Source organism: Pseudomonas sp. P42, assembly GCF_017973755.1.
Classification (GTDB): Bacteria; Pseudomonadota; Gammaproteobacteria; order Pseudomonadales; family Pseudomonadaceae; genus Aquipseudomonas; species Aquipseudomonas iridis.
Genome location: NZ_JACOPU010000003.1, coordinates 132,112 through 145,892 on the forward strand (window position 1 = coordinate 132,112; position 13,781 = coordinate 145,892).

Annotated in this window: 13 protein-coding genes; 7 read left to right on the forward strand and 6 right to left on the reverse strand. The window is 61.0% G+C overall.

What is annotated here, in order from left to right; genetic code table 11:
* Window positions 1-9: 9 nt before the first annotated feature.
* The 5 genes from etfA to H8B20_RS09995 all read right to left on the reverse strand — a co-directional run bounded on the left by etfA (window position 10) and on the right by H8B20_RS09995 (window position 7,024).
* On the reverse strand, window positions 10-1,230 hold the full coding sequence (etfA, locus tag H8B20_RS09975; RefSeq protein ID WP_210623049.1) for an electron transfer flavoprotein subunit alpha: 1,221 nt from the start codon (window positions 1,228-1,230) through the stop codon (window positions 10-12).
* Window positions 1,230-3,179 (reverse strand): (Fe-S)-binding protein, encoded by a 1,950-nt coding sequence (gene dgcB, locus H8B20_RS09980; protein WP_210623050.1) that lies wholly within the window; start codon window positions 3,177-3,179, stop codon window positions 1,230-1,232. The genes etfA and dgcB overlap by 1 nt, the downstream gene beginning before the upstream one ends.
* A gap of 155 nt (window positions 3,180-3,334) precedes the next feature.
* Window positions 3,335-5,395: an NADH:flavin oxidoreductase gene (dgcA, locus tag H8B20_RS09985; RefSeq protein WP_210623051.1), complete on the reverse strand. Its 2,061-nt coding sequence runs from the start codon at window positions 5,393-5,395 to the stop codon at window positions 3,335-3,337.
* A 15-nt stretch (window positions 5,396-5,410) separates the two neighbouring features.
* Window positions 5,411-5,941: a DUF5943 domain-containing protein gene (locus tag H8B20_RS09990; protein WP_047303843.1), complete on the reverse strand. Its 531-nt coding sequence runs from the start codon at window positions 5,939-5,941 to the stop codon at window positions 5,411-5,413.
* A 105-nt stretch (window positions 5,942-6,046) separates the two neighbouring features.
* Window positions 6,047-7,024, reverse strand: coding sequence for a dipeptidase (locus H8B20_RS09995; protein WP_034153590.1), 978 nt, complete (start codon window positions 7,022-7,024; stop codon window positions 6,047-6,049).
* A gap of 234 nt (window positions 7,025-7,258) precedes the next feature.
* Here H8B20_RS09995 and H8B20_RS10000 point away from each other — a divergent pair, with 234 nt between their 5' ends.
* Both H8B20_RS10000 and H8B20_RS10005 read left to right on the forward strand, forming a co-directional pair.
* Window positions 7,259-7,660 carry a lysozyme inhibitor LprI family protein gene (locus H8B20_RS10000; RefSeq protein ID WP_210623052.1) on the forward strand — a complete coding sequence of 134 codons (402 nt, stop codon included), beginning with the start codon at window positions 7,259-7,261 and terminating at the stop codon, window positions 7,658-7,660.
* Window positions 7,661-7,707: 47 nt separating this feature from the next.
* Window positions 7,708-8,124 (forward strand): DUF3010 family protein, encoded by a 417-nt coding sequence (locus H8B20_RS10005; protein WP_150593657.1) that lies wholly within the window; start codon window positions 7,708-7,710, stop codon window positions 8,122-8,124.
* A gap of 90 nt (window positions 8,125-8,214) precedes the next feature.
* On the opposite strand, the gene H8B20_RS10010 is transcribed toward H8B20_RS10005, so the two are convergent.
* Window positions 8,215-9,159, reverse strand: a complete 945-nt coding sequence (locus H8B20_RS10010; RefSeq protein WP_042561464.1) for a GlxA family transcriptional regulator — start codon at window positions 9,157-9,159, stop codon at window positions 8,215-8,217.
* 192 nt (window positions 9,160-9,351) lie between these two features.
* On the opposite strand from H8B20_RS10010, the gene H8B20_RS10015 reads away from it, so the two are divergent.
* The 5 genes from H8B20_RS10015 (at window position 9,352) to H8B20_RS10035 (ending at window position 13,708) form a co-directional block, all read left to right on the forward strand.
* Window positions 9,352-10,296 (forward strand): choline ABC transporter substrate-binding protein, encoded by a 945-nt coding sequence (locus H8B20_RS10015; RefSeq protein ID WP_210623053.1) that lies wholly within the window; start codon window positions 9,352-9,354, stop codon window positions 10,294-10,296.
* A gap of 75 nt (window positions 10,297-10,371) precedes the next feature.
* Complete coding sequence (gene cdhC / locus H8B20_RS10020; protein WP_042561466.1) at window positions 10,372-11,259, forward strand: 3-dehydrocarnitine:acetyl-CoA trimethylamine transferase CdhC; 888 nt, start codon at window positions 10,372-10,374, stop codon at window positions 11,257-11,259.
* A 129-nt stretch (window positions 11,260-11,388) separates the two neighbouring features.
* Window positions 11,389-12,354 (forward strand): L-carnitine dehydrogenase, encoded by a 966-nt coding sequence (locus H8B20_RS10025; RefSeq protein ID WP_115147146.1) that lies wholly within the window; start codon window positions 11,389-11,391, stop codon window positions 12,352-12,354.
* A gap of 228 nt (window positions 12,355-12,582) precedes the next feature.
* Complete coding sequence (locus H8B20_RS10030) at window positions 12,583-13,059, forward strand: thioesterase family protein (protein ID WP_210623054.1); 477 nt, start codon at window positions 12,583-12,585, stop codon at window positions 13,057-13,059.
* Between the two features lie 385 nt (window positions 13,060-13,444).
* Window positions 13,445-13,708 carry a hypothetical protein gene (locus tag H8B20_RS10035; protein ID WP_042561469.1) on the forward strand — a complete coding sequence of 88 codons (264 nt, stop codon included), beginning with the start codon at window positions 13,445-13,447 and terminating at the stop codon, window positions 13,706-13,708.
* The last annotated feature ends 73 nt before the right edge of the window (window positions 13,709-13,781 follow it).

Below are 13,781 nucleotides of genomic sequence, written 5' to 3' on the forward strand. Positions count from 1 at the left end.
AGCGTTTCCTTAAGCCGCATCGCGCTTGGCGTCGTTGCGGTAGGCCGCTACCGCCGCGATCAAGGCTTGAAGAATCTCTGCGCTCTCGCCGATCACTGACAGGTCGGCACGTTTGATCATGTCGCAACCCGGATCGAGGTTGATCGCCACCACTTTGTCGCAGGCGCCAATGCCTTGCAGATGCTGGATCGCGCCGGAAATCCCCACCGCCACATACACCCGCGCAGTGACCCAGGTACCGGACGCGCCAACCTGACGATCGCGCGCCATGTAGCCGTCGTCCACCGCCACCCGCGAAGCGCCTTCGGTGGCACCCAGTGCGGCAGCAGTCTGGTGGAACAGCGCCCAGTCCTTGACCCCGTTACCGCCAGAGAAGATGAACTCGGCCTCGGCCATCGGAATGGCCGCAGGGTCCACCGCCACCGCGCCCAGATCCTCGATTCGCGACAAGCTGCGCGCGACGCTTGTGGATAACTCCACGGGCAGCGCTTCGTGGCGAGTTTCGCTGACCGGTTCGGCGCATTCGGCCGAGGCCAGAATCAATCGAGCGACCGGACGCGCCAGGTCTTGCAGCCCCGCACCGGCGCGGCCGATGCATTGCTCATCCTTGACCTGCCAGACCCGGGTGGCCGGGCGTTCTCCCAACGCTGCAGCAAAGCGACGGCCGAGCTCACCGCCACCGCTGCGACTGTCCGGCAGCAGCCAGTGGCGCGGACTGAACTGGTTATCCACAGCCCGCAGCCCTAGCACCCGTTGTTCCGGTGCATAACCGTTGAATTCTTCGCCATCGAGTACCAGCAAGCGGTCAACGCCCGCCGTGGCAAATGCGCTTTCCTTGTGCTCGCCGAATACCACCGCCAACACCGCCCCATCCTTGCCGGCCAACTCATGGGCAAGCCCCAGCAAGTCGCGGTCGTGGCTGCTCAAGCGACCACCGACCATGTCCGGCACCACGCTGATGTAGAACGCCGGGGCCGGCACCTGATGCAGCGGCAATTGCACCTCTACAGCGGCTGAACGCTTAGTCGCCCCGCCCTGTTGCGCGCCGCTGCGGTCGATACGCTTGATGCCGTTGGGGCCAATAAAACCGATGCCGTGCAGGTTTTTACGGATGACGCCATTCGGCCCCATCCAGCTGTGTTGTGCCGGTTGCATCGCCGCGTGCAGCGGATGCAGTCGGTTGCGGGCGATCCATTCGGCGCGCGGATCGCGGCGGATAATGTCGCTCATCAGTGGGCCTCCGCGGGTTCACGTTTGGCCGGAGTGGTCGGCTTGCTTGGTGCGGCGTCTTCGAGCAGCGCGTCGGCGACCAGTTCGGCAATGTCCTTGATCAGCGGACGCGGTTCGACCACGCCTTCGAGCATCGCCGTGCACTGTGGACAACCCACGGCCACCAGTTCAGCGCCGGTTTCGCGGATGTCGTCCATGCGCATGTCGGGGATACGCTGTTTGCCCGGAATGTCGGTGATCGGCGCACCGCCACCGCCGCCGCAGCAACGCGAACGGAAGCCGGAACGTTGCATCTCTTTGACTTCGATACCGAGCGCACGCAGCACTTCACGCGGCGCTTCGTACTCACCGTTGTAGCGGCCGAGATAGCATGGATCGTGATAGGTCACGCTGTTGCCTTTGTGCTGCCCGAGGTTGAGCGCGCCGGCCTGAATGATTTCCGCCATGTAGGTGCTGTGGTGCTGCACCAGGTAATTGCCGTCGAACGCACCGTACTCGTTTTTCAGCACATGAAAACTGTGCGGATCACAGGTGACGATGCGGTTGAAACTGTATTTGGCCAAGGTCTGGATATTGCGTTTGGCGAGCTGCTGGAACGTCGCTTCGTCGCCGAGACGGCGGGCCACGTCGCCGCTGTCGCGTTCCTCAAGACCGAGTACGGCGAAGTCGACTTTCGCTGCCTTCAGCACTTTGACGAAGGCGCGCAAGGTGCGCTGGTTGCGCATGTCGAAGGCGCCGTCACCGACCCAGAACAGCACGTCGGTGGATTTCTTTTCGCTGAGCAGGTTCAGGTTCAAATCCGCCGCCCAGTTCATCCGCCCGCCCGGTGCGAAACCGCCGGGGTTGTCGGTGGCGATGAGGTTTTCCAGCACCTCGGCGCCCTTGTTCGGTGTTGCGCCTTTTTCCAGGGTGAGGTGGCGGCGCATGTCGACGATAGCGTCGACGTGCTCGATCATCATCGGGCACTCCTCCACGCAGGCGCGGCAGGTGGTGCACGACCACAGGGTCTCGGCATCGACCAGACCGTTGACGATCGGTTGATGCGGATTGCCTGCATGCTCGCCGACTGGTTTGCCTGGATACGGGCTGCCAGCGAACTTGGCATCGGTGCCGCCAGCGAGGCCGACGACCATGTCCTGAATCAGTTTTTTCGGGTTCAGCGGCTGGCCGGCAGCGAACGCCGGGCACGCGGCTTCACACTTGCCGCACTGCACGCAGGCGTCAAAACCGAGCAACTGGTTCCAGGTGAAATCCTTGGGTTTTTCCACGCCCAGCGGTGCGCTCGGGTCGTTGAGGTCCAGCGGTTTCAAACCGGTGGAACGACCGCCGCCGAAACGTTCGGCACGACGGTGCCAGGCCAGATGCAGCGCGCCAGCGAAGGCGTGCTTCATCGGCCCGCCCCAGGTCATGCCGAAGAGCAATTCCGAAACGCCCCACAGCACGCCAATGCCGAGAATCACTGCCAGCAGCCAGCCACCGAAGTTCTCCGGGAATATCCCGGCCACCGGCAACGTCACCAGAAAGAATGACGCCGAGAAGGCCAGCAGGCTTTTCGGCAGGCGCATCCACGGGCCTTTCGACAACCGTGCCGGCGGGTTGCGCCGGCGCAGGTAAACGAAGATCGCGCCGACGAACATCACCGCCGACATCAGCAGCAAGGCGTAACCGAGGATGCGGTTATGCAGGCCAAAGCCATGCACCAGAATCGCCAGCACAATCGACGCCACCGCGCCGCCGGCCGTGGCCACGTGGGTGTTGGCGATGTATATGTCCCGCGCCACCACATGGTGAAGATCGACCATGTACCGCTTGGGCATGGCCAGCAGGCCGCCGATCAGATCGACCTTCGAGGCCCGGCCCCGACGCCACATCGCCACCCGCCGCAACGCGCCAAGGACAGCGAGGCCCAGGGCTGCGAACAACAGGATTGGAAGAAGGGTGTTCAACATAGGTGAAGCTCCCACCAGTGCAACCTGGAGAAACACGATCCGCTTTACTGTGGGAGCGAGCCTGCTCGCGAAAGCGGTGAGTCAGTCGACATCATCGTCAACTGACAGATTGCATTCGCGAGCAGGCTCGCTCCCACAGGGTTTGGTGCAAGCCGTCAGAAATCCTTGCACAACCGCAGTGCGTCGTAGATCGCGGCGTGTGTGTTGCGCTGCGCCACGCAGTCGCCGATGCGGAACAGCAAGTAGCCGTCACCCGTGGTACTCAGCGATGGCTGCGGTTTGATCGCAAACAACGCATCGATATCGATCTGGCCCTTGTTGCGCGATCCTTCCTTGAGCCCGTAATACAGCTCTTCGTCCGGGCGCACGCCGTTTTCCACGACCACCTGATCGACCACCCGCTCCTCTTTGGCACCGGTGTATTCGTTCTCCAGCACCGCGATCAGTTTGTCGCCCTCGCGGTAGACCTTCTCCAGCATCATGTCGCCGGTCATGATCACTTCTTTCGGATACATGCTGCGGTAGTAGGTCGGGAACGACGTACCGCCAACGGCCACGCCGGGTTTGATGTCGTCGGTGACGATCTCGACCTGGCTGCCCTTGTCGGCGAGGAAGTCGGCAACCGACATCCCGGTGAACTCGCAAATGGTGTCGTAGACCAGCACGTTCTTGCCCGGCGCAACCTTGCCGTCGAGCACGTCCCAACTGCTGACTACCAACCCTTCGGCCGCGCCCCAGTGTTCGTTCTGCTCAAGAAACGGGTGTCCGCCAACCGCCAGCACCACGACGTCCGGACGCAAATCCATGATCGTCGCGGCATCAGCCGCAGTGCCCAGACGCAGGTCGACTTTCAGCCGCGCCAGTTCCAACTGGAACCAGCGCGTAATGCCGGCGATCTGGTCGCGCTGCGGTGCTTTCGATGCAGTAGTGATCTGCCCGCCGATGAATTCTTTCTTCTCGAACAGCGTCACGTCGTGGCCGCGTTCAGCGGACACCCGCGCCGCTTCCATCCCGGCCGGGCCGGCACCGACGACCACGACTCTGCGCTTGATGCCGGTGGATTTTTCGATGATGTGCGGCACGCCCATGTATTCACGGGACGTCGCGGCGTTCTGGATACAAAGCACGTCCAGACCTTGGTATTGACGGTCGATGCAATAGTTGGCGCCCACACACTGTTTGATCTGGTCGATCTGGCCCATCTTGATCTTGGCGATCAGGTGCGGGTCGGCGATGTGCGCGCGGGTCATGCCGACCATATCGACATAACCGCCCTCAAGAATCCGGGTGGCCTGGTTCGGGTCCTTGATGTTCTGCGCATGCAGAACCGGCGCTTTCACCACCTCTTTGATCCCGGCCGCCAAGTGCAGAAACGGCTCCGGTGGATAACTCATGTTGGGGATAACGTTGGCCAGGGTGTTGTGGGTGTCGCAACCCGAACCGACTACGCCGATGAAGTCGAGCATGCCGGTGTCGTCGTAGTACTTGGCGATCTGTTTCATGTCCTCGTGGGACAAGCCGTCCGGGTGGAATTCGTCGCCGCACAAGCGGATGCCGACGCAGAAATCGTCGCCGACTTCCTTGCGCACAGCCTTGAGCACTTCCAGACCGAAACGCATGCGGTTCTCGAAACTGCCGCCCCATTCATCGGTGCGCTTGTTGACGCGCGGACTCCAGAACTGGTCGATCATGTGCTGGTGCACGGCAGACAACTCAACGCCGTCCAGACCACCGGCCTTGGCGCGGCCAGCAGCGGTGGCGTAGTTGCCGATCACCCGCCAGATTTCTTCCGGCTCGATGGTTTTGCAGGTCGCGCGGTGCACCGGTTCACGGATGCCCGACGGCGACAGCAGGGTTGGCCAATGCTCGCCGTCCCAACGCGAGCGACGGCCCATGTGGGTAATCTGGATCATGATCTTGGCGCCATGCTTGTGCATGGCGTCGGCGAGGTTCTGGAAGTGCGGGATGATCCGGTCATCCGCCAGGTTCACCGATTTCCACCAGCCTTGCGGGCTGTCGATGGCCACACTGGACGAGCCGCCGCAAATCGCCAGGCCGATGCCGCCCTTGGCTTTCTCTTCGTAATACTTGACGTAGCGGTCGGTGGTCATGCCGCCGTCGGTCGCGTAGACCTCGGCGTGCGCGGTGCTGAGCACACGGTTGCGGATGGTCAGTTTGCCGATCTGGATCGGCTGGAACATTGCTTCGAAAGCCATGACGGGTTCCTCGACTTACAACGGCTTGACGGTGAACAAGCCGTCTTCGTGGCCTTCTTCGGAGCCACCGTACACTTGCTCGGCAACCGTGCGAATCTTGCTGCCGCGAGCCTCAAGAATCTGATCCATCGCGCCGGCAAACCAGCCGGTGAACATGTAGTCGACCTTGCGCCCGACCTTGCCGTAGACGTAGACAAACGCCGAGTGCTCGAGCTTGACGCTGGCGGTGCCTTTATCGAGGTCGATGTCCTGAATCTTGAACAGGCCCCAACCGCGCTGCGACAAGCGCTTCATGTAGTGCTCGAACACCGCAACGCCCTCCAGGCCGTGGCATTCAGCTTCTTTTTCGCACCAGTGCCAGGCAGATTTGTAGCCGGCCTTGTAGAGGATCTCGGCGTAGGCTTCGGCGCCCAGCACTTCCTCGATGCCCATGTGGTTATTGACGAAAAAGTGACGCGGCACGTACAGCATTGGCAGGGCGTCGGAAGTCCAGACACCGGTTTCGCTGTCGACTTCGATAGGCAATTGCGGGGCGATCTTGGCCATGGAAACTTAACTCCAGAAAAGTTTTAGATTCAGTATTGGCCGCAGCCCTCACCCCAGCCCTCTCCCACAGGAGAGGGGGCAGTTCGGCGGCGGTCTTGGAAAGCGTTACTCGCCCCAGACGTCTTTCAAGACGTTGACCCAGTTTTCGCCCATGATCTTGCGCACCACACGTTCGGGATGGCCGCGCTTGAGCAAGGTTTCAGTCAGGTTCGGGAACTCGCCGACAGTGCGGATGCCCAGCGGGTTGATGATCTTGCCGAAGCTGGTCAGACGGCGGGCGTAGCCCTTGTCGTGGGTCAGGTATTCGAAAAAGTCCTGGCCGTGGCCCTGAGTGAAATCGGTGCCGATGCCGATGGCGTCTTCGCCGACGATGTTCATCACGTATTCGATGGCTTCGGCGTAGTCGTCGATGGTCGAATCGATGCCCTTGGCGAGGAACGGCGCGAACATGGTCACGCCGACGAAACCGCCGTGGTCGGCAATGAATTTGAGTTCTTCATCGGACTTGTTGCGCGGGTGCTCCTTGAGCCCCGACGGCAGGCAGTGGGAGTAGCAGACCGGTTTTTTCGATTCGAGGATGACTTCTTCGGAAGTCTTGGAACCGACGTGGGACAGGTCGCACATGACGCCAACGCGGTTCATCTCGGCGACGATCTCGCGACCGAAACCCGACAGCCCGCCATCACGCTCGTAGCAACCGGTGCCGACCAGGTTCTGGGTGTTGTAGCACATCTGCACGATGCCGACGCCGAGCTGCTTGAACACCTCGACGTAACCGATCTGGTCTTCAAACGCATGGGCATTCTGGAAGCCGAAGAGGATGCCGGTCTTGCCCTGCTCCTTGGCGCGACGGATATCGGCGGTGGTGCGCACCGGCATCACCAGGTCGCTGTTCTCGCGGATCAGCTTCTGGCTGGCGGCGATGTTGTTGACGGTCGCCTGAAAGCCTTCCCACACCGACACAGTGCAGTTGGCCGCCGTCAGACCGCCCTTGCGCATGTCTTCGAACAGCTCGCGGTTCCATTTGGCAATGATCAGACCGTCGATAACGATGCTGTCGGCGTGTAATTCGGCTGGGCTCATCAGGCGTCCCCTTATTGGCGATTCATGCGCCGAATCGTCTGCCGGCGCTTTGGGGCCAGCATATGCCTCGGTGCAGGGGCGACCGGGTGCAAAAACGACAGGGGAATTGCCGAAAGCGTCAATCCGCGACAAAGGGTCATCAGGCGGCCCGACCAGCCACCTGTTCAAGCCCGCCAGCTTGAGCCAGAATCCCCCGCATCTTGGATACACCACTGGATGAGAGCGGCGACCTCAATGAAATCGATCTTCCTGGCCCTGGCACTGATTGCGACCGGCGTACACGCCGCCGAAGAGTCCGACAACAACCCGTGCGACGCAGTCGAAAACGACGTGCAGACCCTGGAGTGCTCAGCGTACAGCCGCACCGCGGCCGAAGACCTGCTCAAGGACAACTACGCCAGCCTCACCGAACGCATGCAAACCGCATACGGCAAGAACCCGACGCAACTGTCTGACATCACCGCCAAACTCAAAACTGCCCAGCAGCAATGGCTGAAGACGCGGGACGCCGACTGCGCGGTAGAAGCCTTCCCGGCAACGGCGGGAAGCAAGGCCTTTACGATTGCGCAGAATGATTGCGTGGCGCGGATGAGTGACGAGCGGTCGGAGTTTTTGGAGTCGATTGGTCAGGAGTGAGTGTCTGATCTGTAAGCTGCACATCTATAGCTAATCAAAGGACACCCATGAACATCTGCGGCATCGAAATCAAAGGCAGCGAAGCGATCATCGCCGTGGCCGCTCTCGACGGTTCGACCCTGAGCCACATCCCTCTCGCCACCAAGAAAATCGCCCTCGACGATGACGACGAGGCAGCCAACGTCAAACGCTTCGCCGCGCAGGTCGCGTCGTTTGTGCGGGAGAACTCGATTGACCGGATTGCGATCAAGAAGCGCAGCAAGAAGGGTGAATTTGCCGGTGGGCCGACGACGTTCAAGATCGAGGGTGTGTTTCAGTTGCTCGATGGGTGTGAGGTGACGCTGCTGTCGCCGCAGACGATCAATGCACAGGCCAAGAAGCACAATTTCGAGCTGCCGGGGACGCTGAACAAGTATCAGCATGAGGCTTATAAAGCGGCGTGCTCGGCGTTGGTGAAGAAGTAAGCAAACAGCAAGATCAAAAGATCGCAGCCTTCGGCAGCTCCTACAGGGGATCTCATGTAGGAGCTGCCGAAGGCTGCGATCTTTTGATTTTCAGGCTTGGGCAGTACGGCGGTCTTCTCGCGGACAGCGTGCAAACTTCGCCCGGTAGCTGCGAGTGAAATACGACGGTGATTCAAACCCGCAGGCAATGCTGACTTCGAGCACGCTCATATCCGTCTGGCGCAACAACTGCCGAGCCTTCTCCAGCCTTAAGCGCAGATAGAAATTGCTCGGCGTGTCGTTCAGATGCAGCCGGAACAAGCGCTCCAGTTGTCGCCGCGTGACCTTGATCGATTCCGCCAGTTGCAGCGTGCTCAGCGGCGGTTCGCTGTGTTGTTCCATCTCGCCAATCACCTGCACCAGTTTCTTGTTGCTGATGCCATAACGCGTGGCGACCTCCATGCGCTGGTGGTCTTTGCGCGGGCGGATGCGGCCTAACACAAATTGCTCGCTGACCTGGATCGCCAGTTGCGGGCCGTGGGCCTGGGCGATCAGGTCGAGCATTAAATCGATGGAAGCGGTGCCACCGGCCGAGGTGATGCGCCGCCGGTCAATCTCGAACAGTTCCTGCGTCACGCTGAGCTGTGGATAAGATTCCTTGAACGCGTCGATCGCCTCCCAATGCAAGGTCAGGCGATGGCCCTCAAGCAGGCCCGCCTCGGCCAGGACGAAGCTGCCGGTGTCGATGGCGCCGAGGGTGACGCCTTCGTTATCCAGGCGGCGCAGCCAGTGCTCAAGCGTTGGCGTGGCGAATTTCAGCGGTTCGAATCCGGCGACCACCAACAGCGTCGCGCCCTTCTTCAGCGGCTCCAGCGCCGCGTCAGCGTTGACCGACATGCCATTACTCGCCAGCACTGCCCCGCCATCGGCGCTCAGAACATGCCAGCGGTACAGCTCGCCGCGAAAACGGTTGGCCACCCGTAGAGGTTCGATCGCGGAGATAAAGCCGATCGCGGAAAACCCCGGCATCAGCAAAAAGTAAAAATCCTGGGACATGGGCGCACTCGGTTGGCGGGTAGCGTGGGTCGTTGATACGCCGATTGTCGTCAGCGTTCAAGCGCACAGGTCGCTACAGTGCAAGTGCCGGTCGCCGTAGTGCGCTTTCACGGGCGCATTGCTGCGTAACTTTGCATCACCGGCGCATCAGACGCCGGGAACCACAATAAACGACCTGCCGAGGAACCCGACATGAAACGACTGATCAGCAGCTGTGTTCTTGCACTCAGCGGTACCGCTTTCTTGAGCGCCAGCGTCATGGCGGCCGAACCCGCGTCTTGCCAGAACGTACGCATGGGCGTGGTCAACTGGACCGACGTGATCGCTACCAGCGCCATGACACAGGTTCTGCTCGACGGCCTCGGCTACAAAACCAAACAAACCAGCGCATCCCAGCAAATCATCTTCGCCGGGATACGCGATCAGCGTCTGGACCTGTTCCTCGGCTACTGGAACCCGCTGATGACCCAGACCATCACGCCGTTCGTCGACGCCAATCAGGTCAAGGTCCTCGAAGCGCCTAGCCTCAAAGACGCCCGCGCCACCCTCGCTGTGCCGACTTACCTGGCTGACAAGGGCCTGAAAACCTTCGCCGACATCGCCAAATTCGAGAAAGAACTGGGCGGCAAGATTTACGGCATCGAGCCGGGTTCGGGCGCCAACACGCAGATCAAGGCAATGATCGCCAAGAACCAGTTCGGCCTCGGCAAATTCCAACTGGTCGAATCAAGCGAAGCCGGCATGCTCGCGGCGGTTGATCGCGCCGTGCGCCGCAAAGAGGCTGTGGTGTTCTTCGGCTGGGCGCCGCACCCGATGAACGTCAACGTGCAGATGACTTACCTCACCGGCAGCGAAGACGCCCTCGGCCCGAACGAAGGCATGGCCACCGTATGGACGGTCACGTCGCCCAAGTACGCCGAACAGTGCCCGAACATCGGTCGCCTGCTGACCAATCTGACGTACACCGCCGAAGACGAGAGCCGGATGATGCAACCGCTGCTCGATCACAAGGACGCCTTCGAGTCCGCCAGGCAATGGCTCAAGGATCACCCCGAAGACAAGCAGCGCTGGCTTGAAGGTGTGACCACTTTCGATGGAAAACCGGCCGCTGAAAACCTGCAACTGACCAGCAAGTAAATCACCCCTGAATCACCGCTTCGCAGCCCGACAAGGGCTGCGGACAGACCCATCACGCCTGAAGGAAACCGCACCATGAACCACGACGTCATCATCACCTGCGCACTCACCGGTGCTGGCGACACGACCGCCCGCAGCCCGCACGTGCCGGTCACCCCGAAACAGATCGCTGCAGCCGCCGTGGAAGCCGCCAAGGCTGGCGCCACTGTGGTGCATTGCCACGTCCGTGATCCACAGACCGGCAAGTTCAGCCGTGACGTAGCGCTGTACCGCGAAGTGATGGAGCGGATCCGCGAATCGGACGTCGACATCATCGTCAACCTCACGGCCGGCATGGGTGGCGACCTGGAAATCGGCGCTGGCGAGAACCCGATGGAGTTCGGCCCGAACACCGATCTGGTCGGTCCGCTGACCCGCCTCGCTCATGTCGAAGAACTGCTGCCGGAAATCTGCACACTCGATTGCGGCACGCTGAACTTCGGCGACGGCGACACCATTTACGTTTCCACCCCGGCGCAATTGCGCGCAGGTGCCAAGCGCATCACTGAACTGGGCGTTAAGGCCGAACTGGAAATCTTCGACACCGGTCACCTGTGGTTCGCCAAGCAGATGATCAAGGAAGGCCTGCTCGACAACCCGTTGTTTCAGCTGTGCCTGGGCATCCCGTGGGGCGCGCCGGCCGACACCACCACCATGAAAGCCATGGTCGACAACCTGCCGGCGGATGCCGTGTGGGCCGGGTTCGGCATTGGCCGCATGCAGATGCCGATGGCGGCGCAAGCGGTGTTGCTCGGCGGCAACGTGCGGGTCGGCCTGGAAGACAATCTGTGGCTGGACAAGGGCGTGCTCGCGACCAACGGCCAACTGGTCGAACGCGCCACCGAAATCCTCAGCCGCCTCGGCGCCCGCGTGCTGACTCCGGCGGAAGGTCGCAAGAAAATGGGCCTGACCCAGCGCGGCTGAACGAACTCACCTCAGAACCCTGTGGGAGCGAGCCTGCTCGCGATCCGAAGCATCTTCATCAGCAGAGCCACCGCTTCGCGAGCAGGCTCGCTCCCACAGTTGATCGCCGAACTATTCAGGAACGTCGCCATGAGCTTTATCACCGAAATCAAAACCTTCGCCGCTCTCGGCAGCGGTGTCATCGGCAGCGGCTGGGTCGCGCGCGCCCTCGCCCACGGCCTCGACGTGGTGGCCTGGGACCCGGCGCCCGGCGCGGAAGCGGCATTGCGCAAACGCGTCGCCAATGCCTGGGGTGCGCTGGAGAAAAACGGCCTGGCGCCGGGCGCCTCGCAGGATCGTCTGCGCTTTGTCGCGACCATCGAAGAATGCGTGCGTGATGCCGATTTCATTCAGGAAAGCGCTCCGGAACGTCTGGAACTGAAACTGGAATTGCACAGCAAAATCAGCGCATCCGCCAAGCCGAACGCGTTAATCGGTTCCAGCACTTCTGGCCTGTTGCCGAGCGAGTTTTACGAGAGCTCAACCCACCCGGAACGCTGTGTGGTCGGCCATCCATTCAATCCGGTCTACCTGCTGCCGTTGGTGGAAGTGGTCGGCGGCAAGAACACCGCGCCTGAAGCCGTGCAAGCGGCTATGAAAGTCTACGAATCCCTCGGCATGCGCCCGCTGCACGTGCGCAAGGAAGTGCCGGGATTTATTGCCGACCGTTTGCTTGAAGCGCTGTGGCGTGAGGCGCTGCACCTGGTTAACGATGGCGTCGCCACAACGGGCGAGATCGACGATGCGATCCGCTTTGGCGCGGGTCTGCGCTGGTCGTTCATGGGCACGTTCCTGACATACACGCTGGCCGGTGGTGATGCCGGGATGCGCCACTTCATGTCGCAATTCGGCCCGGCCTTGCAGTTGCCGTGGACCTATCTGCCGGCCCCGGAACTGACTGACAAGTTGATTGATGACGTGGTCGATGGCACCAGCGAGCAGCTTGGCGAACGTAGTATTTCGGCATTGGAGCGCTATCGTGATGATTGCCTGCTGGCGGTATTGGAGGCGGTCAGGACTACCAAGGAAAAGCATGGAATGAGTTTCAGCGAGTAATGCGTTTGGCATGACATTGCCTGCCCTCACCCTAGCCCTCTCCCAGAGGTAGAGGGGACTGACCGAGGTGCTCTTGCGAGTGACGCCGACTTGCACCACCGAGCCGAACTCAAGTTTTGAATTGCATAAAGATCGGCTCCCTTTCCCCCTCGCCCCCCTGGGGGAGAGGGCTGGGGTGAGGGGGTAGCTTTTGATCCTGAAGACCATCCAACTGCCCGGAACCCAATCATGCCCACCCTTACCACCTACCAAACCCGCATCATCCCCGACTGGGTCGACTACAACGGCCACCTGCGCGATGCCTTTTACCTGCTGATTTTCAGCTACGCCACCGACGCCCTGATGGATCGCCTCGGCATGGACAGCAACAACCGCGAAGCCAGCGGCCACTCGCTGTTTACGCTCGAACTGCACCTCAACTACCTGCACGAAGTGAAGCTCGACGCCGAGGTCGAAGTGCACACGCAAATCATCGGCCACGACAGTAAGCGCCTGCACCTCTATCACAGCCTGCACAAAGTCGGCGATCCCCAGGAACTGGCCGGCAACGAGCAAATGTTGCTCCATGTCGATCTCGCCGGCCCACGCTCGGCACCTTTCACCCCCGACACGCTGAATCACCTGCAAGCCATCGTCGCCGCGCAAACCGATCTGCCCGCCCCCGCTTACATAGGCCGCGTCATCGCCCTGCCGCCTGCCCGGTAGACCGCGTCATCGTTCATCGCGGGCAAGCCCGCTCCCACAGGGTTAGGCGTTGGTCACAAAAAGGTGTCCAGATCCAAAACCTGTGGGAGCTGGCTTGCCCGCGATGAACGATGACGCGATCTTGCTGATTTACAGCCAAAAAAAACCCGATACCAGCCGTGACTGGATCGGGGCAGAGGCTACTGTTGAGGAGCTGCGATGCGAGGGTGACCAAACCTTCGTGCTGCAAGCTGAGTTCAGTGTGCCGACTCCCCTGCACAGCGAGTTAGCCGAAAACGACCTGTTCATAGCCGTCGCGGCCACTGCGACAAATCGCTCTTGCCGTCACTTCACCCGCCTACCAGAATCGAACCACGACCTCCGTTGCCGAAGAAGGATTCGCCTCATGATGTACGCCGACTTGATTGATCAGGAAGACCTGTTGGGACAGCTCAAGGCATTGGGGTTTCAGGTGCCAAGTGGCTCCACGGCCGAGCAGGCCTGTGAGTGTGCGGTGCGTGGGCTGGATAATGTAAGGGCATCCGAGCTGCGCAAGATGGTCAAGGACATGTACACCAGTGGTGCCAGTATCCAGCCCGCAGTACGTCAGGCCATCGACAAACAGTTGCTGCCAGCGTTGGCGGACTATCAGCAAAGCCATAGCGCCTGATAAACCGCCATCGCTGGCAAGCCAGCTCCCACAGTGATCCGGGTGAACACAACATTTGTGTCCAACACAGATC

Bases quoted from the DNA above. Each gene is read 5' to 3' on its own strand.
- etfA (WP_210623049.1), bottom strand. From the start codon at position 1,230: ATGAGCGACATTATCCGCCGCGATCCGCGCGCCGAATGGATCGCCCGC.
- dgcB (WP_210623050.1), bottom strand. From the start codon at position 3,179: ATGTTGAACACCCTTCTTCCAATCCTGTTGTTCGCAGCCCTGGGCCTC.
- dgcA (WP_210623051.1), bottom strand. From the start codon at position 5,395: ATGGCTTTCGAAGCAATGTTCCAGCCGATCCAGATCGGCAAACTGACC.
- H8B20_RS09990 (WP_047303843.1), bottom strand. From the start codon at position 5,941: ATGGCCAAGATCGCCCCGCAATTGCCTATCGAAGTCGACAGCGAAACC.
- H8B20_RS09995 (WP_034153590.1), bottom strand. From the start codon at position 7,024: ATGAGCCCAGCCGAATTACACGCCGACAGCATCGTTATCGACGGTCTG.
- H8B20_RS10000 (WP_210623052.1), top strand. From the start codon at position 7,259: ATGAAATCGATCTTCCTGGCCCTGGCACTGATTGCGACCGGCGTACAC.
- H8B20_RS10005 (WP_150593657.1), top strand. From the start codon at position 7,708: ATGAACATCTGCGGCATCGAAATCAAAGGCAGCGAAGCGATCATCGCC.
- H8B20_RS10010 (WP_042561464.1), bottom strand. From the start codon at position 9,159: ATGTCCCAGGATTTTTACTTTTTGCTGATGCCGGGGTTTTCCGCGATC.
- H8B20_RS10015 (WP_210623053.1), top strand. From the start codon at position 9,352: ATGAAACGACTGATCAGCAGCTGTGTTCTTGCACTCAGCGGTACCGCT.
- cdhC (WP_042561466.1), top strand. From the start codon at position 10,372: ATGAACCACGACGTCATCATCACCTGCGCACTCACCGGTGCTGGCGAC.
- H8B20_RS10025 (WP_115147146.1), top strand. From the start codon at position 11,389: ATGAGCTTTATCACCGAAATCAAAACCTTCGCCGCTCTCGGCAGCGGT.
- H8B20_RS10030 (WP_210623054.1), top strand. From the start codon at position 12,583: ATGCCCACCCTTACCACCTACCAAACCCGCATCATCCCCGACTGGGTC.
- H8B20_RS10035 (WP_042561469.1), top strand. From the start codon at position 13,445: ATGATGTACGCCGACTTGATTGATCAGGAAGACCTGTTGGGACAGCTC.